A 24,495-nucleotide genomic window follows, 5' to 3' on the forward strand; every position below is an offset into this window, starting at 1 on the left:
ACACCGTGCTGCGTCAATATGGTTTGGGAACAAGGACCTAAGCGTATCGGAAAAAATCCATCCTGTCGCTTTTGCTGATCACCGGGGTGTTCAGTGGGCACGATCATGACGGTTGGTTTTCGCTCCGGCAGGCGGCGTTGTACCGCCATGCCCCATCCGGGTTTTCCGGTCTGGTGTGTTGTGCTTGGCACTGCGGTGATGGTGGTCTCCCTGTGGCTGCTGGGGGCTGGCGGGATGTCGGCCAAACTGCTGTTGCTGGGATTCTGGACGGTTGTTCTGGCCGGGTTTGGGCGGCGGATTTTAGTATCACCCGCTGGGTTGGGTGCGATTTTCCTTCTGGTTGGCATGATCATGCTGGTGGCGTCTGGCAACGGGGTGATGATCGAAAAGCTGCGTCTGATCGGCAATCTTTTGATGTTGCCGGTTGGTTTGGTCGCAGGCTTGGTGATCGGGCGCGACTGTTTGCGCATTATGGTGCCCGCATTGGTGATTTATCTGCCGCTGTCGAGTGCGTTTTACCTGACCCACGAAGGTTTGCGGCTTAACCATCCGTTCCTGTTTTTGGGGCTGTTTGCCCTGTGTTCGGTCGCTGAGGGGCGTGCGGGCCGTTGGATTGGCGGCTGTGCGGCGATTGCCGTACTGATGAGCCAAACCCGGATTGTGGTGTTGGCGATGATGGTCAATGCGGTGGGGCTGCTGCGGTTGTCACGGGCGAAAACATGGCTGGTGGGGGCGATTGCTTTTGCCGGATTTGCCATGATTGCGTGGCAGGCGTTACCACGCCTGTTGATGACCCATGACAGCGGGCGGCTGTTCTTTTGGCGCCAATTTGCCGATATCTGGCTGGCGGCATCCGATGGGCAAAAATGGCTGGGGTTTGGCGCGGGCGCGGTTGAGCAGATTTTATCGGGTTTTGATGCCTTTGCGTCTTTTGGCGCGCTGCATAACGATCATTTCCGTATCCTGTTTGAAACCGGAATTATCGGCGCTGGGCTTTGGCTGTCGGGATGGGTGGCGATGGTGTGGCTGGTGCGCAAGTCGCGGCTGTCGGTATGTCTTTTGATTTCTGTAGCGATCACTATGATAACCGATAATGCCTTGAATTACGGGCATTACCTGATCTGTGTCGGGATGGCGGCGGGCATGGCATCGAACCGGGATAGGGCGCATGGATAAAACGCATCTGATCAGCATCCGCGACCGGGTTTTGCGCCAGATGGCAGAAAATGACTTTGCCGGGGTCGATCCGTTTGACGGGCTTGAAAGCCCGGTGTTTCAGGCCGCGCAGTTGGACCGGTTTCGGCTGGCCCGGCTGTTCTGGGTGCAGGCGATCAAACACGGGCCGGATATCCTGCGTAACGCCGCCCGCATTCCGAAAAGGGTCAATCCGAAAACACTGGCCTTGCTCGGCGGGGCTGCTGATGGCGTGATGCTTGGTGATTTTAAGGCGCGGTTGATGGCCATGCAAAACGCCGATGGCGGCTGGGGCTACCCGTTTGCGTGGCAGGCGCGAGCCTTTTACGCCGCACAGAACCAAAGCAACGCGATTGTCACAAGCTTTGTGATGGATGGACTTTTCGCGGCGGGGGTGACTGGCGATGATCCAGTGATGGGGCGTGCGGCGGGGTTTGTCGAAGATCAGCTTTGGCGGGGTGGCTATTTCGCCTATGTCGCCAACACATCTGCTGAAATTCACAATGCCAGTCTGTGGGCGGCGTTTGCGCTATCCCGGGTGCGACCGGGGAACGCCAAGACCAAGCGTGCGGTTCTGCGTGTGCTGGATGCCCAACGCGATGATGGCAGTTGGGCTTATGGTACCTTGCGCCATCACCAGTTTGTTGACGGGTTTCACACCGCTTATGTGCTTGATCTGCTGGATCGGTTGCGCCGGGGCGGCATGGCGGGGGTGGACGGCGCGATTGCGTGCGGCTGGGCGTTTTACCGCGATGCCTGCTTTGATGCGGACGGCATTCCGCGTAGCTTTGCCGGGCGCGATGGCGATATCGATGCCCACAGCGTTGCGCAAGCCATGGCCAGCCTGTGCCGGTTTGGCGATTGTGCGGGGGCAAGTCGCATTGCCGATTGGGCCGTGAAACATTTGTATGAGGAAAAGCGCGGGCTGTTTTATGCCGGGATTGGCCGGTTTGGACCGGATCGGCGGGTTTATATGCGTTGGACGCAAAGCTGGATGGCATGGGCGCTGTCGATTGTGATAGATCATATGGCTATGACAGAGCCGTTTGATCCGCAAATGCCGTTATCGTTTGAACATCCCGATCCTGACCGGGCCGCGAAGGAAGCCGCCCTGCGCGCGCTGTCCGAAGAGGGGTTTCGGACGTTGTTTGCTTTGACGCGCGCGGCAGCATCGCAAAAACGGGCGAGCGGCGAGATGGAAGCGCTTTACGGGCTGACGCGCGGGCTTAAAACCCTGCAACGGATTGCGGGAGAACGCGGGATTGTTTTACAGACGCGACCTACCCCGCATCCGCCCGCCAAGGCAACGTAGCGACCGCGATACTTGCCGGACTTGCCCTTCTGAGTGATTTGCGAAATAACCGCGACAGGCCCTTAAAACCGAAAGCCGCCGATGACTAACGCCTTTCCCGTCCTTCCGATTGATAGTGTTCTGCCAGAGCTGTGTTCTGTGCTGGAAGGTGGCACCAATGCGGTGCTGCAAGCGCCACCGGGGGCGGGCAAAACGACAAAAGTGCCCTTGGCGTTGCTTGATGCCAAATGGCGCGGCGATCAAAAGATCATTATGTTGGAGCCGCGCCGGTTGGCCGCACGGGCCGCCGCCCGGCGCATGGCGCATTTGCTGGGCGAAAATGTTGGGGAGCGTGTCGGCTACCGCGTGCGGTTTGACAGCAAGGTGAGTGCTAAAACCAGGATCGAGGTCGTCACCGAAGGCATCCTTGTGCGGATGATCCAGGATGACCCGGAATTATCGGGTGTTGGCGCCGTCATCTTTGATGAATTTCACGAACGATCCCTTGATGCTGATCTTGGACTGGCGCTAGCACTCGAAACCCAGGGTGCGCTGCGCGATGATTTACGCATTATTGTGATGTCGGCAACCCTTGATGGGGAACCGATTGCGCGTCTTATGAATGATTGCCCGGTGATCACCAGCGAAGGCCGCGCCTTTCCGGTGGAAACCACATACATCGCACCGCGTGTCGATAACTGGGGCAATGTCCGCATTGACGCGGAAATGAGTTCCGCCATTCGAACAGCATTGCGCGAAGAAACCGGATCAATTTTGGCGTTTCTACCCGGACAGGGGGAAATCACCCGGGTTGAGGCGGCGCTTAAACCATCGGTGGGCAAGGACGTGATTGTCGCACCGCTTTATGGGGCGATGAATGCGCAGGCACAGGACATTGCGATTGAACCGGCCCCGGATGGCATGCGCAAGGTGGTTTTGGCGACCGCGATTGCCGAAACGTCGCTGACCATTGATGGTATCCGGGTGGTGATCGATAGCGGGCTGCAACGTTTGCCGCAATTTGATCCGGCATCGGGCATGACGCGGCTGGTGACGGTGAAATCATCGCAAGCCAGTGCCGAGCAACGCCGGGGCCGGGCCGGGCGGCTGGGGCCGGGCATGTGTTATCGCCTGTGGGCGGAGGCCGAACATCGCGCGCGCCCGGCCTTTACCCATGCTGAAATTTCAGTGGCCGATCTGGCACCGCTCACACTTGAGCTGGCGCGCTGGGGCGTTGCTGATCCGAACAGCCTGCCGTGGCTTGATGTGCCTGATGGCGCAAAGCTTGATCAGGCGCGCGATGTTTTGCGCAGGCTTGAGGCGCTGGATGAAGCCAACCGCATTACCGCCATGGGAACGGCGATGGCCGGACTGCCGGTACATCCGCGCTTGGCCCATATGATGTTGCGCGGCGATATGCTCGGCTTGGCCGATCAGGCGTGTGCGTTGGCGGCGTTGTTGTCGGATCGCGATTTTATGCGCGGGCGCGGGGCGGATTTGCGCCTGCGGGTGGAGGCGATTTTAAACCGCCAAGCCCCGAAAATGATTGGTGAAGCTGCCAAGCAACTGGCACGGCGCTTGAAAGAAGCCCGCCGCAAGGCCGGTGTGACCGGGGATAAAAGCCCGGTGGATCGGGCCGACCAGGTCGGGTTGTTGTTGGCGTTTGCCTATCCCGACCGGATTGGCGAACGGCGTAAGGGACAGGATGCGCGGTACCGTCTGTCGGGCGGGCGCGGCGGTGTTTTGCCCAATGGCGATGGGTTGGCCGCAGAACCCTATATCGCGGTGGCGGAACTGGATGGGCAGGCGCGTGAGGCCAAGATTTACCTTGCCGCACCGCTATCACGCGCGACCCTTGAGACACACTTTGCCGATCAGATTACCGAAGGCACAGAGGTGTTCTGGGATAGTCAGTCAAGTGCCGTACAGGCGCGCTGGCAACGCCGGATCGGGGCGCTGGTTTTGGATGAAAAAGCCACCCATGACGCAGCCGACCCGGAGGCGATCACAACCGCAATGATCGAAGGCATCCGGCGGCTTGGCCTGCATTGCCTGCCATGGGACAAGGCGGCGGATGGCCTGCGCGAACGGCTGGTATTTTTGCACCGTGTTGATGGGGAAATCTGGCCCGATGTCAGTGATGAAGGATTGCTGGCGTCACTTGAAACGTGGCTGGCCCCTTATTTGACCGGCATCACCAAACGCGCGCAGCTTAAGCAGATTAACATCAGCGAAGCCTTGCTGTCGGGGATTGACTGGCAACAGCGTCAAGAACTTGATCGTCTGGCCCCCACCCATTGGCAGGTCCCCACCGGATCAAACATCCGCATTGATTATAGTGGGGATACACCGGCCCTTCCGGTGCGGATGCAGGAAATGTTTGGCGCCACCGAAACGCCGATGGTCGGTGGGGGCAAGGTGGCGGTGACATTGCATTTGCTGTCCCCGGCCCAACGGCCCATTCAGGTGACAAGCGATTTGATCGGGTTCTGGAACGGGTCCTATGCGCAGGTCAAAGCCGAGATGAAGGGACGTTACCCCAAACATTACTGGCCCGATGACCCGCAGCAGGCGGAACCGACCCGGCGGGTGAAAAGCAAGATGTAGTGCCGAGAAAGTACCACGGTCAGGCCGCCTGAAGGATGCACAGTTTGCAGCGGTTGCCTTCTTTTTGCTGGTAGGGGGCATCCACGATCTTCCGGACGTTGACCAGCCCGGTTTTTTCCATCTGATCAAGATGGGCCTGATAGCCGTCCTTTTCCCAGACATTTTCATGGACTGTGAGGATGGCCGGTGCGCCGGGTTTAACCACGCGGATCATTTCATTGATCGCGCTTGGCCCGACATGGCCGCTGGTAAAGACGCCAACACTGATCACCCCGTCATAGCGGTCATCAGCAATATCTAGTCGTGTGGTGAGGTCCGCAGCATCAAGGTTGCGATAGACGCCTTTTTGACGGGCCTGATCGAGCATATCCGGGCTCAAATCAATGCCGTCGATGGTGGCATCGCACTTCGATCCCAGTTCCTGACCCACCAGCCCGGTACCGCAGCCCGCATCGAGTACGATCCCGTTGGCATCAACTTGGTGTGCAAGTGTTTGGGCCGCAATCGCGGGGGCGACATACCCCATGCCGATCAGGGTGTCTTTTTCATAGGTTTCCGCCCAGTCAGCATAGACGGCACGGATTTCATCTTGATCCCCGGCAAGGGCATAAGCGCGTGTCAAAAGCGGGTTTTCGCGAACCATCGGTATCTGATCTCCTGCTTGAGTGAGGATCAAACATACCGAAAATCAATGAGTTAATCAAATTTCGCCAGATGTTGCGCCAGATGTTGCGTCCGATGAAGACAGGTAACGCACCGCGAGCACTTCGAGCTCATCCTCACCAGAAGGCGTGCGCACCGTGACCACATCGCCAACGCCCGATTTCATCAGGGCGCGGGCGACGGGGGAGACCCAACTGATGCAGCCATTGAGGCTGTCAGCTTCGTCCTCGCCGACAATGCGGATGGTTTTTTCTTCGTCACGGGCATTCACATAGGTCACGGTTGCGCCAAAGAAAATGTGCGTATGATCGGGCTGTTCATCGGCGCGGACAACAACCGCGTCCTCGATCCGCTTGATCAGATACCGTACCCGGCGGTCGATTTCACGCAGGCGCTTTTTGCCATAGATATAATCGCCATTTTCCGACCGATCGCCATTGCCTGCGGCCCAATGGACAACGGCCACGACTTCGGGGCGTTCCTTTTTCCAAAGGTGGTCAAGCTCCTTGCGCAGGGCGTCAAGGCCTTCGGGTGTGATGTAAATCGGTTTGTCCATGGGCGGGTTTTAACCCAACTGAGCGTCTTTCGAAAGATGTAATCGGGGGCCGCATGGACAGCGCATCATAGCTTTTGGGTTAGCTTGGATTACAGGCTGTCTCGATAACGGGCTTCCATTTCTGATTGGGACTCATGGGGGCCTTCGGACTGCATCTGATCTTTGAGCATTTGTCCCATCGACGGCAGTTCTGCCCGGTCAATCACAGCATCGGCGGACCAAAGATTGGACCGCATAAAGGCCTTGGCGCAATGCAGGAACGCACAGCTGACAGAAACCTTGAGAACAGAACGGGGGGCTGTGCCACGTTCTGAGAATTGATCACAGATATCTGCGGTGGTGATGATGTCGGCGGTGCCGCGCACACGTAGCGTTTCATTGATCCCCGGGATCATGAAAAGCAGGGCGATTTTTGGGTTATCAGCCAGATTTCCAAGATTATCGAGCCGGTTGTTGCCCGGACGGTCGGGGATGATGAGGGTGTGATCATCTTGGACAATGGCAAAACCCGGAAGTCCGCCGCGCGGGCTGAGGTCCGGGGCGCTGTCCTGTGTCGCGGTTGAAAGAATGCAAAACGGCGACAGGGAAATGAACTTCTTGCAATGGACATCAAGGGCAGAAAGTTCTTTGGCCTTGGCACGTGTACTGACATCAGGATAGTGCGACAAAGCAGGCGAACGCGGTGCGGTGGCAGGCATTATTCAACTCTTTCGGCTTGAACAGGAAAAGCAGAAACGAGAGTGCCCGATCAAGAGATGCTTGAAAATAGATGACCATGTGATTTGTCTGCAAATCGGCAGAAAAAAGCAGTGATCAGGCTACCTTACACGGAGCTGATCACTGCTTTTTTGTTTAAGTACCTATTATGTCTGACAGCGGGTGGTCAGGCGGTTGCCGCCTTGCGCAATTCCTTGTCATCAATTGGCAAGTGAACAAGGGCGGCAAAAACGCCAAGGGCGACGGATGCCCACCACACACCATCAAAGCTGCCGGTCAGGTCAAAGACAAGGCCGCCCATCCATGCGCCAAAGAACGCGCCGATCTGATGAGACAGCATCACAATGCCAAACAGGGTCGCCATATAGCGCGGCCCGAAGACCTGTGCGATCAGGCCGCTGGTCAACGGCACGGTCAACAACCAAAGCGCACCCATGGAGGCAGAAAACAGCAAGATGGTTTCAGATGTTTTTGGCGAAAAGATAAAGATAACGATGACCAATGCGCGCATGCCGTAGACAAATGACAGGGCATATTTTTTCGGCCATTTTCCACCCGCCCAGCCCGCCGTCAGGGTGCCGATAATGTTAAACAGGCCAATCAGTGCCAGTCCTTCGGCGGCAACGGAACGCGGCAGACCGCAAAGCTCGGTAAAGGTCGGAAGATGGGTGGCAATCACCGCGATGTGAAAACCACAGACAAAGAACCCGGCATTGAGCAGCACAAAACCGCGATGTTTGCGGGCCTCGTGAAAGGCGGCGATCAGTCCTTGTGGGCCCATGTCAGGCGTGGCGTTCGGGCTGCCTGCTTCGGCCTTGCCGTTCATGGCAAAGGCAGCCGGGATGATCAGCATCGAAATGGCGGCGAGAATGGTCAGGGTCGTGACATAGCCCATCGAGCTGTTGAGCGCCTGTGACGTCGGGGCCATGATAAACTGTCCGACCGATCCGCCAGCCGATGCCAGACCAAGGGCGAAACTGCGCTTGGCTGGGCTAAACACGCGGCTGATGGCGGCAAGCACCACCGGGAAACTGGTTGCACCGACGCCAGTACCGATCAAAACACCCGCCGTCATGTGCAATTCGCCGGGCGACGAGGATGTGCCCATCAAATACAGACCAAGCGCATAAATAAACGCCCCGGCAATCAGGGTGCGTGTGGTGCCAAACCGATCAGCAAGCGCGCCTGCGATGGGGGCGGAAATCCCCCACATCAGGTTCTGAATGGCAAAGGCCAGACCAAAGGTCGTCGCCGTCCAGCCGGTATCGGTCAGCATGTCGGGAATGAACAGGCCCAGCGACTGGCGCACCCCAAGGTTCAGCGACAGAACCAGACAGCCACACAGCAACACCAGCCATGGGAACCATTTGGTGGCGCGCAGGATGGTCTGGCGGGCGGGGCTATTATCTGGGCTGTCGGGGCGATGGGGCGGCGTTCCGGCAGTGCCGCCGGTATTTTGCGTGGGGCGCATCGATGTTCCTCCGAGGGGCGTTTATTGGCGGCGTTATCGTATTTGGTTTTTATTTTGAGGGCGGGCGCAGTATGCGTCCAATTCATTCGACTTATGATGCTGATAATAATTGTGCATGGTCGGGGTTTGATATCGCACCGGCCTTGATCACGATATCGCCAACCTTGTCGATAATATCGCAAAGATCACCATTGGAGGCGCGCCGGATCAGGGTGATTGCCATCTTCCAGCTCATGCCGGGAATATCAAGAATGCGCACCCGGTCACGCGCCGGACTGTGCATGCAAAAACGCCGCGCCATGATGCCGTATCCGGCCCCGGCGGCGACCATTTCGATCTGCAGTTCAAGGGCGGAAACTTCAAGCACGGAGGTGAATTCAACATCGTTCTTGTGCGCCCACGCATTGCCAAGGGCGCGGAAGGTGCAGCCTTCGGGCATCAGGACCATGGGGTGTTTGGCCAGTTCGGCAATGGTGGTGGGATGGTGGCGGGCCGATTTTGGGCCAATCGCAACGATCTGATCATCAAGCAATGTCTGGGGCTGCAAGCTTGTTGGCAGATCGCGGCTTTGAATGCCCCCGACAATGCCGTTCGGCCCATCAAGCGAGAGCATCGCGTCAATTTCACCCCGGCGCAACAGCGGCAGGAGTTCACTTGACCAGCCACTTTTGATGGTCAGCGACATGTCGGGAAAGGTTTGATGCAGTTCACGCAGTTCGGACGCGGCCATAAGGGGGGCGACCCCGTGGCTAAGCCCCAGACGAAACGGTCCTTGCGGGTTTTTGGCCCCTGCGATGGTGTCATTGAAGCCGTCAAGGCGGCGCAAAAGGTCGCGGGCCTCTGTCAGGGCGCGATGACCGGCCGATGTTGGCTGCAATGGCTTGGTCGTGCGGTCAAACAGCGATGTGCCGATGCGCTGTTCAAGGCGCTGTATACGCCGGGTGACGGCGGGCTGTGTCAGGCCAAGCCGACTGGCCGCGCCATGAAAGGATTGCGCGTTGGCAACGGCAATCAGGGCTTCAAGTTCGCGGGTATCCATGGCGCATTCCTGATCCGTCAGTGATCAGGGGAGTGTCTGGCAAAAGCCGATGTCATGCAAGAAATCTATCGAAATTGTAGATTGATGTGTTTCGCGCATGAGACTTCTAGTTGGCTTGGGCGCGTTTGATCTTGTCTTTATAGACCGTGGATGCCGCTGTATAGCCGCCTTCGCCACCATCGAGAAAATGGAAGTGCGCATCGTTGGTGATGGAGGGCACGATACAGGTCATGATGGCGGTGCGTTGACGGTGGGTGCCAAAATGAATGTCGCCGCGCTGTTCAGCAGTTTGCAGATAGGCGTCAATTTCATCGGCCAATGCTTTGCTGCAATTGACCGTCATCCAAAGTCCGTCGCCAAATTTGCGAAAATCGGTGTTGTAGCCGGTATAATCGCGGTAGCGTTTCGGATCAAAATCACCAAGTTTCCAGCCGGTCTTCATCAGGATCAGGGCAATCAGCGAAATATAAAGTGCTTTGAGCCAAGCCTTGATATATCCGCCTTCCTTATGGGCCGTGGCAAGTGCTTCGAGGCGCAAGCCGGGCGGTGGAAAGGCAAAATCGGGGCCATCTTCTGGAACCGGGCTGCTGTTACGTGGGCCACCATCAAGGATTTTAAACAGCCCGGTGGTCACAGCTTCGAACTTGGCCAGATCATCCTTTGGCTGGACAATAATTGAGACGATCTTATCTGATCCCTCAGCCGTAATGGGCGACCAACGGCATGACAAGCCGGTAAGATCCGGGCGTGTCCCAGGCGGGGCTGGTTGAACCGCGTTTTTTCCATCTTTCATACGGTCTTCTGCCCATTTCAGACCCCGACCATTGAACATGGCATAGGCGACGGGTTGAGACACCGCATAGCGGGCAACGCTGACATCGCGACCCGTCGCACGGATCGCAGCGATTGAGATCAGTGCAACGCGCAAATCAAAATCAAGGGTTTCGGCCGCCCAGGTTGCCGTGGCGGCAAGAGCTGCGCGCACCGCATCAATGTTATCGGGCGGGCAGGCAAAATTGGCCCCGTCGCCCCCAAAAATAAACGGATAATCGGAATGACCCAAGGCGTTGCTGACAGCGCAAATCACCGACGCACCAACGGTGTTTACATCCTTGAACCGGCCCTCCGCGATGGCCTTGGTGGAGCCGACAATATCGGATGTGCCAATCCACCAGTCATCGGGAAGGGAATGATAAACCGAGCGATCAAGACCCTTGGCGAAATCGTCAAATACCGGAATATCAAGATAGGGATTGGTCACTTCATTCTTCCACGCTGGATGATGTCAAAAGCAATATCGGCACGTGAAAGAGAGCATGGTAAAGGCGGTTTCGACGGCCTTTAGACATATGGCACGCGATCAATAATGCGGCGGTGGTACGTCGTCTTCTGATGATGTACGCATGAAATCGCCCATCCGTTTAACGTCATCTGACATTAATCTATTGCGGCGCTCCAGAATATCGATGCGGTCCCATTGGGATTTTATCATGTCGGACAGGTCATTTATCATGGTGTCCATGTGCGCCATCTTGGTTTCAAGATCGGTAATGCGGCTTTCCGCGTCTTTGTGGCTCATGCTGGCTGGCTCATGCTGGTGTCTTCTGGAAATGTGGCTCAATGGGACCTTGTCGCACCTGCTGCCCTGTGGCAGGAGTATGCATTCCGGACCCTAACATATTTCGCGAGATTAAAGGCAACATGCTTTATGACCGATTTATCCATGCTTGTTTTTGCTGGCGTTATTCTGGCCCTGATCGCGGTTTACGCCATCAGGTTGCGCGCCGTTCCGATGCCAAGTCTGGCCGCAGCACGCGCGGAAATCATTTCCTATATCCCGACCGACACACAGACCGTCACTGATTTTGGGTCGGGGTGGGGGGATCTGGCGATCGATATTGCGCGCCATCGGCCCGACATTGCGGTGACGGGTATTGAGCTTTCGCCCGTGCCTTATGCCATCAGCCGGATGCGGGCGGTGTTGGCAGCCAAGCCGAACCTGACGTTGATCCGGACGGATTTTCGCAAAATGGATCGTGATCCGGGCGATGTGGTGGTGTGTTTTCTTGATCCGCGCGTGATGGGGGATGTTGGCGATGTGCTGGATCAAAAAATGCGCGCTGGCGGCATTGTGATTTCACGCGCCTTTGCCATTCCCGGCTGGCAGGCCTTTGGCGAGGTGCCGATGAAGTCGTCATCGGATATGCTGCATCTTTACCGTGTTGGGAAACATAAGGCCGGGGCCTGACCCTGGTTTCTAACCGCCACAGCAACCGGCATTCTTGCCATCAATCTGTATAGGCGGGCAGGGTACGGAGCCAAACGAGCAAAACACACAACAATCGCCTGCCAAGGGACGCAGCACAGCGCCGCATCCCTTGCAATCATAGAAATACTGACAGGCATTTGTTGGCATGGTTTCGCATTCCTGATGCCCGCACTGTGGACAGGTCAGAACGGAAATGGTTTGAACGGTTTGGGGATCAGCCTTCTTCATACACCTTGATCAGGGCGGAATGGTCAAGATCGCCATCGCCCATGCCAATCAGTTCGTCATAGAGCTCAAGTGCCAGACGTGAGAACGGCAGTTCAAGGCCAAGTTCGCCTTCGGAAAACTCAAGCGCCTGATAGAGGTCTTTGCGCTGGGTGACGACTTTGCCGCCTGGTTCGAAATTGCGTTCGATCATGCGTTCGCCGTGCTTTTGCAAGATGGCGAAATCGGCAAAGCCACCGGTCAGCGCACTGCGCATTTTGGCAATATCGACCCCGGCTTCGTCGGCCATCGAAAAGGCTTCTGCAACCGCGCCAATGGTGATGCCGACAATCATCTGGTTGGCGGCCTTGGCAATTTGCCCTGCGCCAACATCGCCGACATGGGTCACCCGTGCGCCCAGAACATCGAACACGCGGCGCACACGGTCGAAATCTTCGGCGTCGGCACCGACCATGATCGACAGGGTTCCGGTTTCCGCCCCATGCGTACCACCCGATACCGGGGCATCAATCCAGCTGCCACCGGCGTCTTCGACGGCCTCGGCAAAACGACGTGTGGCGTCAATCGCGGTTGTGCCCATATCGATGACAATCGTGCCTTCTTCCATGCCATCAACAATGCCGTCTTCGCCCAGAAGGACGTTTTCAAGGGCATTGGTATCGGCAACGCAGATGATGACGATATCGGCATCCACGGCAGCATCCGCCGGGGTGCCCGACGTGGCAATGCCCAGATCCTCAAACGCATTGAGTGTTTCGGGATTGCGGGTGTTGACTGTCAGAACCGCGCCGGCCTTTTCAAGGTTCAACGCCATCGGGCGCCCCATCAAGCCAAGTCCGATAAACGCGATATTTTCCCCGGAAAGAGCGGTCATGATAGCAGTCCCTCATTGGCGGTGGTTAAACACAAACTGCGTTTAAAAAGGTGCGACATTACATGCGCGCACAAATACCTTGGCATCTTATGACGCAAGGATGTGTCGGTAATGTGGGCAAGGCCATAACACATTGTGGCAGCGGCGGCTGTATTCAATTGTCTACCAGCCCGAATATCGTCCCAAATAAAGCTGCGATGGCGGGGAATTCCCGGCGGCGCTTTTTTTGGGGGTGCCAAGTCAATGGTCCTGACCCTGGACGTTTTTCTGAAGAACGGAGTGCTGTTTTTGGGTGCTTAAAAGTCGCCGGGTCGGACATAGCGCGCGGCCATGGCCCGCTCAATTGCCGCACCAGCAAGGCGATCAATATCAAGTTTGTGACGCAGCAGTTCGAGTATGCGCAATTCTTCCTGACTGATTTCACCATCCGACAGGACAATTTCGCAGGCAAAAACATATGCCGTTTCGCGCAGTTTGCGCGGCAGGGCATCGCGGATCATCTCAAGCGCACGATCAAGCCCGTCTTCCTCGCCCATCAATGTTGCGCAGTCGCGTGCGACACTTGTCACCGCGTCATTGTCAAACCCGGCGAAAATCGGAAGATAACGGACTCGACGGCCCATCGCAGAAAGTTCAGCATCGGTAATATCGTTGTCCGATGCGGAAACCATAACCATTGTGTAGATCAAGGCATCATGATGCGAAATCACGTTGGTTGCTCCTTTCCAAAGCGGGTGTCTGAAACACAGTGCGAGCCATATTTTTGACAGGGACCGTCAAGACATTTGACGGGTGTCGCACATGTCTGTGACAACCTCAGGGCAGAAAAATGGTAAGCCGATAATTGTGTTCGGGCAACAGTTAACCGATTAAACTTTCTCGATTTTAATGATTACGTAGTGAAATCGCCTCATTCTTCACGTGCAGATCATATGGGGGCTTTCGCCACGCGGTGGAGAAGGGTAAAGATCGGTAAAATAAAAAATGAAGCGGTTACAAAAGAATAGCGTAAACATAGTGACCGCTTGTACTTTCTGGGAAAATTTGCCTTTGCACGGTATGGGGTAGAAGTTATGGTCGCGCAGCAATAACCACAATGACGATCAAATCAGGTATGGGAGACATCAACGCAATCAATTCCGCCGGTACGCTCGCGGCATTGATCAGCCATTTGAGCATGCCATCAGGTGTCTATGACCCTGTCGGTAGGCGTCTGCTTGTCAATTCGGCATGGTCAGACTGGTCTTTCGAGACTGGTCCTGCGGTCGAGCAAGAGGGCTGGCATGCGCTTGATGACGTTGATGGCCTGTCGAAAATCCTTCCTGACCTCAGCACTGAAATCCAGATGTCTGACGGCTATTACAGCCGTACGGAAACGAAAGATGGCAAGGACGTTGTTCTGTTTGGCTGGAAGCTGCAGATCAGTGGCCGTGAATATGTGCGTTTTCTGGGAATAGATTCCGATATTTCCTCAGGCATCGGATCGCTTATTTCGCCGTTGCCGGTTTTGATCTTTGAGCGTAATGGCGCCCTGCGCTGTGCAAATAAGGCGGCCGAGAGGCTTGCCCTTGATGTTGGTTTCATAACCCCGCTTTCGCTGGCTCATCCCAAAGACCAAAAGGCGCTGGTTGCGGACGATGGGCCGCAGTTTGGTACCGATAATTCGCGTACGGTTCATTACGGGCAACGGTTCTTCCAATGGCAATGCATGCCGTTGCTTGGGGCCGATCATGTTGTTTTATTCGGGCAGGAACGCACGCGCGAAGAAAGTTATCGCCGTGCGCTTGAACATGCTGTTCACGGCATCATTGATCTGGATGCCGACGGGACGGTCACCAGCGTAAACGAAGAAACCGCAGCACTGTTTAATTTCGATACGGTGCGCGACGTCGTTCAGGCCTACTTACGCCGCCCCGAAACATTTTATGCCCACGACAGCGACCGGGTGCAATTGCGCCGCGATCTGGCGTCGGGCATTGGCGTACATGCGCGCGATATCGAAATGCGCCGCGCAGATGGCAGCCAAATCTGGGTGCGGTTCAATGCCACGGAAATTCGCGGCGAAGGCGGCGGGTTGCTGGGCTATAGCGTGACCATTACTGACATTACCAAAAACCGGCAGGCCGAATATGACCTGCGCCGCCGTCAGGAACGCTACCGGGCGTTGGTGCAGACCGCAGGCAGCGTGATCATGTTCCTTGATTCCGAAGGGCGCATTCTGGAATACAACCGGGAATGCGAATGGACCTTTGGGTATTCCTGGATGGAAGCTGCGGGTCAGAACTTTTTTGATTTCCTGCTGGTGGAGGAAGACCGTGCGCGCGTGCGCATGGCGGTGCGCCGACTGTTATCAGGTGAAATCATCAAGGACGAGGTTTTCTCGTTCAAACGGCGCGACGGTGAAGAACGCCTGTTGCAGTGGAATGCGCGCGCGCATTTCGCCGAAGACGGCGATGTGGCCGGGGTGATTTGCATCGGGCAGGACGTGACCGAAAAGCTGTCGGTTGAACGGGCCCTACGCCACGCCGAAGAAAAATTCCGCGGTATTTTCGAAAACTCCGCCGAGGGTCTTTATCAAAGTATGCCGCTTGGCCCGGTTTTATCGGCCAACCCGGCGTTTGTTTCCATTCTGGGCTATGAAACAGTCGATGAATTGTTGACCCAGGAAAACGAATTGCAGCAGCATTATTTGAACCCGGTAAGCCGCCTGCGTCTGACCGGGCGGTTGTTGCGCGACGGTATGGTTCAGGGTTTTGAAACCGAATTGCGCCGTGCGGATGGCCGGATCATCTGGGTCGAGGAAAATGCCCGGCTGGTGCGCGATGAGCGGGGGCGGCCAACCGTGATTGAAGGATCGATCACGGATGTTACCGACCGTAAACGCAGCGAAGCCCGCATTCAATTCCTTGCCCATCATGACGGATTGACCGGGCTTCCGAACCGGACCCTGTTTCAGGAACGCCTTGCAACGGCTGTCGAGCGCAGCAAACGCGAACGCCGCAGTTTCGTTCTGATGATGTTTGATCTTGATAACTTCAAGGACATCAATGATACGCTTGGCCACCCGATTGGCGACCTACTCTTACAGGGGGTGGGGGAACGCATGCGGGTGTGTCTGCGCAATGAGGATGTTGTCGCGCGCCTTGGCGGGGATGAATTTGCGGTTCTAATCCATGAACCTGGCACGGCTGAAGAAGTGACCTTTGTCGCGCAGCGCCTGATCGAGCGTGTGTCGGAACGTTTCATGCTTGAGGGCAATGAAGTACAGGCATCGACCTCGGTCGGGATTTGCATGTATCCGCAGGATGGGCGCGATGAAAAAGACCTGCTGCGCAATGCCGACCTTGCCCTTTATTGTTCCAAGGCCGAAGGCCGCAACCGGTATCATTTCTTTGAGCCAAGGCTTCAGGTCGAGGTACAGGAACGCAAGGCCATCGAACGTGACCTTGGCCATGCGATTGAAAATGACGAGCTTGAACTGTTTTATCAGCCGATCATTGATATGGGCGGGCATCGGATCATCGGGATGGAAGCATTGGTGCGCTGGTTTAGCCCGTCACGCGGTCTGGTCAGCCCGGTCGAATTTATTCCGGTTGCCGAACGCATGGGCATTATTGCCGATATCGGCAAATGGGTGTTGAACCGGGCCTGCGCGCAAACCCGGGCATGGCGCGATGACGGTTATGGCGAATTGACCATATCGGTCAATTTATCCCCGCTTGAGCTTGCCCGGCACGAGGACCTGATTGAAAGTGTTGGCGATGTGTTGGCGCGTTCGGGCCTTGATCCCCATCAGTTGCAGTTCGAGGTTACCGAAGGTGCGGTGATGGACAACCCGCGCGAAGCGGCCATTACGCTTGGCATTTTGCGCAATCAGGGCATTCGCATTGCGATTGACGATTTTGGTACCGGCTATTCGTCGCTGGCGTATCTTAAACGGTTCCCGGTCGATAAAATCAAGATCGACCGGTCGTTCATCATTGATATCGACAGTTCGGACGGTAATGCAGCGATTGTCCGTGCGGTGGTGTTCCTTGCCCGGTCGTTTGGCATGGCGGTCAATGTTGAAGGGATCGAAACCGAAACCCAGCTTGATCACATCGCATCCGAGGGTGTTGACGAGGTGCAAGGGTTCTATTTCAGCAAGCCGGTTCCGTCGGGCGAGATGGAAATCTTGCTTAAGGCCAACATCAGCGGTGCGACCAAATTACCGGTCAATGTTTCGGGAAAGCCGCACTGAGTTCTACTTAACGGCATCAGATGCCAAGATAAAAAAACAGGCCCGCCATGGTGTATGACGGGCCTTTTTTTGGTTTTACGCGGCGGATTGTTCGTGAATTTCACCCGCGCGTGCCGTGAGTTTCTCCCGGTTGATGTTGACCATCGATGCCAGAACCGGACTTTTGGCGATGGCCCCCTGACGTTTTAAGTCGGCAATCATCCGGCTGGCGGTTTCGGTCGTCGTGGCGATGATGCTGCCCAGCTTTTCGCGGTTGGGCAGGGTGACTTCATCCTTGTTGGCCGCCCATAACAGGAACCGGCAAATCCGGCGCATGGCCGATCCGGTGCCAAAGCTTATTTTAAGCTGCTGACCGTCCATGACCTCGCTTGCCAGAAGCGACATGATCGCGGCCTGCGTACGTGGATCATTTTTCTGGGCCATGCGCAGCCGCGTGATCGAAATGCGTTTGATCACGGACGGGGCAATGGTTTCGATCACAAGCGACGGATCGGTCACCGATAGCATTTCAAGCCCGATCAGCTCGCCGGGTCGATAGACGCGACACACCTGTCGTTCGCCGTCCTCGGTGTATTGGCAGCGCATGGCAAGGCCGCTGACCATGACGTGAATGAACGTCCCGTCTTCGGCGTGATGGCCAATGCAGGCATCGGCGGGCAGGGTAAGAGCAGAAGGTTCGGCAAGTTTTTCCAGAAGAATGAAGGCGTCTGCTTTGTTCATGGGTTTCCCCCCATTGGCAAAATGGAGATACGCGGCGATTGCGGGGTCGCGTACCGACACCAGTCTATGGACCCGGCACGATGTCCGGGACCGTACCCGTATGGACGGGCAGATATGGCTGTTTCTGATCGAAAAACCGTTCGTGTCGATGGACTGGTGGCGTTAAGGGCCACCAACGATCAAAAACAGGATTAAACGGCTTTGGGAGGTGCGCGCGGCGATGCTGCAATCGGGCAGAAGTCATGCAGCCGTGCGGTAATGTGAAGGGCGGTAACCTGATTGGACAGTTTTACGCGGTGAACCAGCGGCAGTTCCGGGTGAACCGGCAAGCCAACCGCATGATTGCCAAGGCCGCAACTGGCACATTGGAACCCCTCATAGCTGTTGGAGCTGTGCGGGGATGTGCTGCCGTCGTCAGCGACGTCTGCCGGGACCGAGATTGTTTTGATCCCGTTTGCGGTACAGATGATCAGCGGAACATATGTCTGGGCACTTTCCGTGCCGGTGGGAACCGCCGCAAGTGCGACAGGCGCGTGCATGAACCCGAACATCATGGCATTCACCAGCAACAGCCACCCTACGAAAAGGGAGAGCGTGCGTCGAGCAGCCGATATGTGTTTGCGGGTAACGGACACGGGCTTCTATCCACATTGGAAAGATACGAACTTTCAATAAACCCTGAAAGACACCCTGTCAAAGCCTCGTCGTGTGAACCAGTTATCAGTATTTCTTTATAATGATTTGAAAACGCCGGGCGATGCCCGGCGCTTTGGTGTTACGCGGTTGCCTTGCGGGGGGATTGGCTGGTCCAGAAACGGAAGATAACCACCCCGCCAATCGCAACGCCACCACCGACGATGGTTAGAATATCGGGGGTAATCGCACTCAGAACTCCATGCCAGCGCAATGGCAAGTGGCGGCACGAGATAGAGAAAGTTGGCCGCAAGTGCCGGACCAAAATGGCCGATGGCGAAACTCCAGGTCGCGTAACCAAGGGAGGCCGAAACCAAACCAAGAAACACCATCGCAGAGATCACCGGTATGGGGGCGGTACCCAGCTGTGCCAGTCCGTCTGGTAACCACGGCGATAACCAGAAGGCGCCAGTAATCAGGGTCCAGCAAGTGCAGGTGCCCGCCCCGTAACGCGAAATCAGACCGCGTACGAGAACAAAGTAACTTGCCGACAGTATCGACGCCAACAGGATCAGCGAACTGCCATTGCCAAAGCGCATTTCGCCCGGTTGACCCTGTGCGATCAAAAAGACGCCCGAAAAGCTGATGGCCGTGGCAATCCATGCGCGATACCCAAACCGTTCCCGCAAGAACAGGGTTGCCAGAAGGGCGGTCCAGATCGGCAGGGTATTGATGATAAAGCTGGCGGCCCCGGGCGATACGGTTTGCTGTCCGGTATTGAGAAGCCAGTTATAGATGCTGATGCCAATTGCACCGCCAAGTGACAGGCGGGCCAAGTCGCGCACGCGTGGAAGCGGCGGGCGTATGATCAAAAGCCAGATGACGGCCGGGCAGGCGGCAATGGCAAATCGCGTAGCCGCGAGTGGCAGTGGATCAAAATGACCAAGTGCCACTCCGATCAGGGGAAAGGAGGCGGCCCATGACAGGACCGTAACCAGTGCGGCGGTGAGGCCAAGCGTGGATCGGGAAAACATCGCATATCCTTTGATGTAACGTGTTGTGGGGCTGTTAAGTATGGTGATAACGCGATGAATGATGTTGACATAGAGCACGCCTAAGGGGTCAGATGTGCATATGGCGCACAGCAATGACCAGACACTTCCACCCCTTGCCCTGTTGCCGGCAGTTCTTGCCGCGGCACGCAGCGGATCCTTTTCGGCCGCAGCAACCGAAATGAATGTCACACACAGCGTGATCAGCCGGCATGTGTCGCAAGTCGAACAATGGCTGGGCTATGATCTGTTTGAACGCTATGGGCGCGGGGTGCGCCCGACCCCGGATGGGCAGAGGTTTTTGCGCGATACGCAATGTGCGATTGATTTGTTGTCACAAGGCGCGCAGCCATGGCGTCAGCGGCGCGGGCCTGATGTCATCAAGGTCAGTTTGCTGCCGTCCTATGCCCGGATCTGGTTGCTGGCACTGGTGCCGCAAATTGAACGGCACCTTGATGTGCGGCTGGAACTGGAAATTTCCGAACGGCTGGCGGATTTCACCGGCGGTCAAACCGATCTTGCCATCCGGTGCGGTAAGGGGCAGTGGCAGGGCACGCGATCAACCGTGTTGTTTTCTGATCAGTTGATCCCGTTGATCGCCCCGGCGATGCTCGATGGGCGTGATCCATCGGGGCTGGACGCGGCTCAGATCGCCACCATGCCCTTGCTCCATGACAGCGACGCGACCGGATGGCGGCACTGGCTTGACGCGCATGGGGTTAAATTCCGGCAAAAACCATCAGACCGCCGGTTTGAAGATTACAGCGTTGTTCTGTCAGCCGCAGAAGCCGGGCTTGGCGTGGCCTTGACCCGGTTGCCGTTTGCGCGTGCCACCATTGCCAAACATGATCTTGTGACCTTGCCGTTTGCCCCGGTTCAAAGCCCGCTTGCGACGTTTTTAGTGCAGCCCGCCTATGAACAGCGTCCGGCCGTGCGTGAGGTTGCCCAATGGCTTATCCGTGCGGCGGGTTCTTGTGCATAGCTCGAGGTGCGTGTGACCTAGGGGCGGGGGACATCGGTAAAATACGGATATCTGATCAGTCTTTGACGGGCTGACATCCAAGCCAACCCGCGTGCTTTTCTTATAATTATTCTTAAAAGTGACATAACCGCATGTAACATAAGGTCTTGATCTTTGTGCGATGATTTCAGGGTTGCCAATGGTGCCGGAAATGTCGGCAATTGATGCCGTTCAGATTAGATTTATCTCGCGAAAACAGGTGTTTGACCCTAGGCTTTCTGTGGTGTCATCAGCGGAGAATGCGATATGCCCGGTGCGAAATCCCCACAGTGTCAATCGAGATGGTCTGCGGCAGGTCTGAATATTGCTGTGCTGGTTCTGACTGTTGTTGGCATGGTGCTGCATTTTGTTCTGATGGCATTTTCTTTGCAGCCCGTGATGGGGTTTGATCTGATTGATGTACCTTTGTTTGTTGTTGTGATTTTGGGCGGCGGGGTACTGGTTGTCGAAATTATCAGCAAGGTGCTTCAGCGTGATTTTGGGGCGGATTTTTTGGCTGTCCTGGCCTTTGCCACCGGCGTTGCCCTTGGTGAATATCTGACCGCATCGCTGATTATCCTGATGCTGAGCGGCGGGCAGGTGCTTGAGGCATTTGCCATGCGCAAGGCATCCTCTGCCCTTAATGCGCTGGCGGATCGTATGCCGGTGGTGGCTCATCGCAAGGACGGGGAAAACATCACCGATATCGGGCTTGATGATATTGCGATTGATGACTTGATTGCGATTTTCCCGCATGACACCGCCCCGGTTGACGGGGTGGTGGTCGATGGTCATGGCAGCATGGATGAAAGCTATTTAACAGGTGAGCCCTATGTCGTGGCCAAGGCGCCCGGCGCATCCGTTCTTTCCGGTGCGATTAATGGGGATGCGGTCCTGATCATTCGCGCCGAACGCCGGGCACAGGATTCCCGCTACGCCCAAATCATGCAGGTCATGGCCGAGGCGGAACAAAAACGCCCGAAAATACGCCGGATCGGCGATCAGATCGGGATATGGTTTGCGCCCTTCGCACTGCTGGTGGCGGCTTTGGCTTGGTATCTGAGCGGTGATTCTGTGCGGTTTCTGGCGGTTCTGGTGGTGGCGACGCCCTGTCCGCTTCTGATTGCCATTCCGATCACGATCATGAGTGCTATTTCCATGGCGGCACGGCGCGGCATTGTCATCCGTGATCCGACGGTACTTGAACGTTTGCCAACCTGCACAACAGCGATCTTTGATAAAACCGGCACATTGACCTATGGCCGTCCTGAGCTGGTGGCGGTTTTGCCCGCCAGCGGCCATTCGGAAAATGACGTGTTGCGACTGGCGGCCAGCCTTGAACGATATTCAAAACATCCCTTGGCGGTGGCTGTTTTGGCCGCAGCCAAGGCGCGCAATCTGGCACTTGGCGATGTCGGAATGGTGTCGGAAAAACCCGGGCAGGGTTTGAGCGGGGTGGTCGATGGTCGTGATATTGCCGTAACCCACCGAAAAAAACTGATCAAAAGCGATCCGGCACTGGCCGATATCCTGCCGCCCAGTGCCAGCGGGCTTGAATGTGCGATCATGATTGATGGGGCCTATGGCGCGACATTGCAGTTTCGCGATAGTCCGCGTGTTGAAGGCCGTGATTTCGTCGGGCATCTGGGGCCGGTGCACCATTTTAAAAAGATCATGCTGCTATCAGGGGATCGCGAAAGCGAGGTCAGTCATCTTTCCAAACTGCTGGGCATTGATGAAAGCCTTGCATCGCAAACGCCCGAACAAAAGGTCGAAATCGTGCGCCGCGAAACCGCTGCTGCACCGACCCTTTTTATGGGGGATGGGATCAATGATGCCCCGGCACTGGCGGTGGCAACGGTCGGCATTGCCTTTGGCAAGCATAGCGCGGTTACCGCGGAGGCCGCCGGGGCGGTCATCCCGGAAAGCTCGCTTCAAACCGTGGATGAGCTTTTCCACATCAGCACCGCCATGCGCCGCATTTTACTGCAAAGTGTGGTTGGTGGCATGGTGTTATCAATCGTCGCCATGGGGTTTGCCGCCATGGGCTACATTAGCCCGGTGATGGGGGCGGTGCTTCAGGAAGGCATTGATGTGATTGCAATCGTCAATGCCTTGCGATTGGCGCTTGTGCGCAACATTCATGCGGATCTGGTCGGGGAGCGACAGTAACGCCCCCATCATGCCGCCGGTAACTCCCGCGTAATGGTCACGGTGGAACCATATTGTGGTATCAGCGTTTATGGTGTCTGATACCCACAGAAAATGTTTGTAAAATTCAACCAAAAGGACAGGGCCATGACGCAGGTGGTAAATGACGGCACACCAGAAATGAAGGGGTTGCTGGAAAAAGGACGCAAGCGGTTGCGCAATGTCGGGATCATTTTGCTGGTTCTTGGCATTCTTGCGGTGGCGTTTCCTTTTGCCACGACAATTGCCTTTAAAACCGTGATTGGCTGGTTGTTCCTGATTGGCGCGATGGGCCATTTTTACGGCGCATGGAATGCCGATACCCCAACCCGGCGCGGGGTCGATGTGGTGCAGGGCATCATTTTCGGCTTGATCGGTGTGTGGCTGGCCTTCTTCCCGCTTGGCGGTATTGTGACGTTAACGGTGTTGCTGGCGATTGCCTTTATTTTGCAAGGCTTGCTTGAAGTCCTGATGGCGTCCCGGCTCAGCCAGTTTCCCGGTTGGAAATGGATGCTGTTTTCGGGCGGGGTGGCGATTTTGGCCGGTGTTTTGATCTTTGCCGAATTGCCAAGTTCGGCCACCTGGGCGATTGGGTTGCTTTTGGGGATTAACCTTCTGTCATCGGGGTTCAGTTACCTGATGGTGTCGTTTGCGATGGGTAAGGTTTCCAAAGTTTGACGTGACGTTGGATGACGCATTTCCAGTTTCGCGCCGTACACCATATATCTGATATGACACAAGGGAGACCGTGATGGTCTCCCTTGGTGCATTAGGTTCTGACTTAGAGTCTTATCCCCATGTCATCTCGCCGGTTGCTACTTTTGATCCGATATCGAGTGCAACGCCCATCCCAAGGTTGGGGAAGCGTGTTTCCATGGCCGCTTTGAGCTCTTCTGCATTTGATGCCTTCGTCAGTTCTTCGTCGAAGGCGACCAGGTAGTTCTTGGTGTGCGCAATACCAGCGGTGTCGGTTGTGCTATCGGCGGTCATATGGCCCGCGACAACAATTTTCGGGTTGCGCCGTGCAAGTTGATCAAGGATTTCAATCCATTTTTGACGGATTTCTGTGGTTGGCGTGTCGGCTGTCCATACGTGAACGCCCGAGAAAATCAAAACACCGCCAAATACAGCCTCAAGCGATGGCACCCAAAGATAACGGCGGTTTTCCATGCCTTTGACAGACACAATTTCGATTGTTTCACCGTCAACCGTAAGGGTGTCACCATCAAACACCTCAGGCATCACAATGTCATCCATGGTTTGAGGCCCATTTTCGCCAAGTTTCGGCCCCCAAACGGAGAGCTTTTTCGCAACATTGCCTTTGATGGCCGCAACCGTTTCGGATGCGGCAATAACTTTGGCATCAGGGAAGGCTTCGTGGATCGGTTTTAAGCTGAAGTAGTAATCGGGGTCGGACTGACTGATATAGATGGTGGTCAGTTTTTTGCCGCTTTTGCGGATGGCATCGACAATGGCGAGCCCGTCAGGATAGGAAAATCCGCCATCAATCAACACTGCTTCGGTCGCACCCGTCAGCAGAACCGGGGCGCGATAAAAGCCGTTTGGTCCGGCTGGAAAATGTTGCCAGCTTAGGCCGTTGCCGGTTGCGGCGATTGCGCGCCCAAACGGAACCTGTGCAACGGCGGCAAAAGTTGCGGCGGCGAAAGTCGATTTGAGGAGTTCTCTTCTGGTTGGCATGGATGATGTCCTTGTGGTGTCGTGCGTTGAGAGGGCGCATTTGAAGGAGAAGGGCG

Annotated in this window: 22 protein-coding genes; 8 read left to right on the top strand and 14 right to left on the bottom strand. The window is 56.1% G+C overall.

What is annotated here, in order from left to right:
- The first annotated feature begins 105 nt into the window (after nt 1-105).
- The 3 genes from AC0VXT_RS05010 to hrpB all read left to right on the top strand — a co-directional run bounded on the left by AC0VXT_RS05010 (nt 106) and on the right by hrpB (nt 5,092).
- The gene (locus AC0VXT_RS05010) at nt 106-1,176 is read left to right on the top strand and encodes an O-antigen ligase family protein (protein ID WP_475547744.1); all 1,071 of its coding nucleotides are present in this window, start codon (nt 106-108) and stop codon (nt 1,174-1,176) included.
- Nucleotides 1,169-2,506 carry a prenyltransferase/squalene oxidase repeat-containing protein gene (locus AC0VXT_RS05015; protein ID WP_475547745.1) on the top strand — a complete coding sequence of 446 codons (1,338 nt, stop codon included), beginning with the start codon at nt 1,169-1,171 and terminating at the stop codon, nt 2,504-2,506. The genes AC0VXT_RS05010 and AC0VXT_RS05015 overlap by 8 nt, the downstream gene beginning before the upstream one ends.
- Nucleotides 2,507-2,587: 81 nt before the next feature.
- A complete protein-coding gene (gene hrpB / locus AC0VXT_RS05020; protein ID WP_475547746.1) occupies nt 2,588-5,092 on the top strand; it encodes an ATP-dependent helicase HrpB in 2,505 nt (834 codons plus the stop codon).
- Between the two features lie 19 nt (nt 5,093-5,111).
- Here hrpB and AC0VXT_RS05025 read toward each other — a convergent pair whose 3' ends face one another.
- From AC0VXT_RS05025 to AC0VXT_RS05055, 7 genes are all read right to left on the bottom strand, one after another.
- Entirely contained in the window at nt 5,112-5,735 is a 624-nt protein-coding gene (locus AC0VXT_RS05025; protein ID WP_475547747.1) for a class I SAM-dependent DNA methyltransferase, read from the bottom strand.
- Between the two features lie 57 nt (nt 5,736-5,792).
- Nucleotides 5,793-6,311, bottom strand: a complete 519-nt coding sequence (gene greB / locus AC0VXT_RS05030) for a transcription elongation factor GreB (RefSeq protein ID WP_475547748.1) — start codon at nt 6,309-6,311, stop codon at nt 5,793-5,795.
- Nucleotides 6,312-6,400: 89 nt separating this feature from the next.
- Nucleotides 6,401-7,009 carry an MSMEG_1061 family FMN-dependent PPOX-type flavoprotein gene (locus tag AC0VXT_RS05035; protein ID WP_475547749.1) on the bottom strand — a complete coding sequence of 203 codons (609 nt, stop codon included), beginning with the start codon at nt 7,007-7,009 and terminating at the stop codon, nt 6,401-6,403.
- Nucleotides 7,010-7,194: 185 nt separating this feature from the next.
- Nucleotides 7,195-8,499, bottom strand: a complete 1,305-nt coding sequence (locus tag AC0VXT_RS05040; protein ID WP_475547750.1) for an MFS transporter — start codon at nt 8,497-8,499, stop codon at nt 7,195-7,197.
- Nucleotides 8,500-8,590: 91 nt separating this feature from the next.
- A complete protein-coding gene (locus AC0VXT_RS05045; protein WP_475547751.1) occupies nt 8,591-9,538 on the bottom strand; it encodes a LysR family transcriptional regulator in 948 nt (315 codons plus the stop codon).
- Between the two features lie 106 nt (nt 9,539-9,644).
- Nucleotides 9,645-10,799, bottom strand: a complete 1,155-nt coding sequence (locus AC0VXT_RS05050) for a DUF3095 domain-containing protein (RefSeq protein ID WP_475547752.1) — start codon at nt 10,797-10,799, stop codon at nt 9,645-9,647.
- Nucleotides 10,800-10,898: 99 nt separating this feature from the next.
- Nucleotides 10,899-11,117 (bottom strand): SlyX family protein, encoded by a 219-nt coding sequence (locus tag AC0VXT_RS05055; protein ID WP_101302215.1) that lies wholly within the window; start codon nt 11,115-11,117, stop codon nt 10,899-10,901.
- 129 nt (nt 11,118-11,246) lie between these two features.
- On the opposite strand from AC0VXT_RS05055, the gene AC0VXT_RS05060 reads away from it, so the two are divergent.
- Nucleotides 11,247-11,786: an SAM-dependent methyltransferase gene (locus tag AC0VXT_RS05060; protein ID WP_475547753.1), complete on the top strand. Its 540-nt coding sequence runs from the start codon at nt 11,247-11,249 to the stop codon at nt 11,784-11,786.
- 9 nt (nt 11,787-11,795) lie between these two features.
- Here the strand turns inward: AC0VXT_RS05060 and AC0VXT_RS05065 are convergent, their stop codons facing one another.
- The 3 genes from AC0VXT_RS05065 to AC0VXT_RS05075 all read right to left on the bottom strand — a co-directional run bounded on the left by AC0VXT_RS05065 (nt 11,796) and on the right by AC0VXT_RS05075 (nt 13,616).
- Nucleotides 11,796-12,035, bottom strand: coding sequence for a GDCCVxC domain-containing (seleno)protein (locus AC0VXT_RS05065; protein ID WP_475547754.1), 240 nt, complete (start codon nt 12,033-12,035; stop codon nt 11,796-11,798).
- Complete coding sequence (locus AC0VXT_RS05070; RefSeq protein WP_475547755.1) at nt 12,022-12,906, bottom strand: NAD(P)-dependent oxidoreductase; 885 nt, start codon at nt 12,904-12,906, stop codon at nt 12,022-12,024. Before AC0VXT_RS05070 ends, AC0VXT_RS05065 begins: the two co-directional genes overlap by 14 nt.
- Nucleotides 12,907-13,202: 296 nt before the next feature.
- The gene (locus tag AC0VXT_RS05075) at nt 13,203-13,616 is read right to left on the bottom strand and encodes a tellurite resistance TerB family protein (RefSeq protein ID WP_101302223.1); all 414 of its coding nucleotides are present in this window, start codon (nt 13,614-13,616) and stop codon (nt 13,203-13,205) included.
- 386 nt (nt 13,617-14,002) lie between these two features.
- On the opposite strand from AC0VXT_RS05075, the gene AC0VXT_RS05080 reads away from it, so the two are divergent.
- Nucleotides 14,003-17,146: a sensor domain-containing protein gene (locus AC0VXT_RS05080; protein WP_475547756.1), complete on the top strand. Its 3,144-nt coding sequence runs from the start codon at nt 14,003-14,005 to the stop codon at nt 17,144-17,146.
- 75 nt (nt 17,147-17,221) lie between these two features.
- Here the strand turns inward: AC0VXT_RS05080 and AC0VXT_RS05085 are convergent, their stop codons facing one another.
- From AC0VXT_RS05085 to AC0VXT_RS05095, 3 genes are all read right to left on the bottom strand, one after another.
- Nucleotides 17,222-17,866, bottom strand: coding sequence for a Crp/Fnr family transcriptional regulator (locus tag AC0VXT_RS05085; protein ID WP_276653729.1), 645 nt, complete (start codon nt 17,864-17,866; stop codon nt 17,222-17,224).
- Between the two features lie 191 nt (nt 17,867-18,057).
- On the bottom strand, nt 18,058-18,501 hold the full coding sequence (locus AC0VXT_RS05090; protein ID WP_475547757.1) for a DUF2946 family protein: 444 nt from the start codon (nt 18,499-18,501) through the stop codon (nt 18,058-18,060).
- Between the two features lie 96 nt (nt 18,502-18,597).
- Complete coding sequence (locus tag AC0VXT_RS05095) at nt 18,598-19,533, bottom strand: DMT family transporter (protein WP_475547758.1); 936 nt, start codon at nt 19,531-19,533, stop codon at nt 18,598-18,600.
- A gap of 100 nt (nt 19,534-19,633) precedes the next feature.
- Here AC0VXT_RS05095 and AC0VXT_RS05100 point away from each other — a divergent pair, with 100 nt between their 5' ends.
- From AC0VXT_RS05100 to AC0VXT_RS05110, 3 genes are all read left to right on the top strand, one after another.
- Nucleotides 19,634-20,533 carry a LysR substrate-binding domain-containing protein gene (locus tag AC0VXT_RS05100; protein ID WP_475547759.1) on the top strand — a complete coding sequence of 300 codons (900 nt, stop codon included), beginning with the start codon at nt 19,634-19,636 and terminating at the stop codon, nt 20,531-20,533.
- A 285-nt stretch (nt 20,534-20,818) separates the two neighbouring features.
- Nucleotides 20,819-22,723, top strand: a complete 1,905-nt coding sequence (locus AC0VXT_RS05105) for a heavy metal translocating P-type ATPase (protein WP_475547760.1) — start codon at nt 20,819-20,821, stop codon at nt 22,721-22,723.
- A 126-nt stretch (nt 22,724-22,849) separates the two neighbouring features.
- The gene (locus AC0VXT_RS05110; protein ID WP_475547761.1) at nt 22,850-23,419 is read left to right on the top strand and encodes an HdeD family acid-resistance protein; all 570 of its coding nucleotides are present in this window, start codon (nt 22,850-22,852) and stop codon (nt 23,417-23,419) included.
- A gap of 111 nt (nt 23,420-23,530) precedes the next feature.
- On the opposite strand, the gene AC0VXT_RS05115 is transcribed toward AC0VXT_RS05110, so the two are convergent.
- Nucleotides 23,531-24,439 (bottom strand): MBL fold metallo-hydrolase, encoded by a 909-nt coding sequence (locus AC0VXT_RS05115; RefSeq protein WP_475547762.1) that lies wholly within the window; start codon nt 24,437-24,439, stop codon nt 23,531-23,533.
- Nucleotides 24,440-24,495 lie beyond the last annotated feature (56 nt).

The sequence above is a fragment of the Thalassospira sp. Z349TD_5 genome, assembly GCF_056173045.1.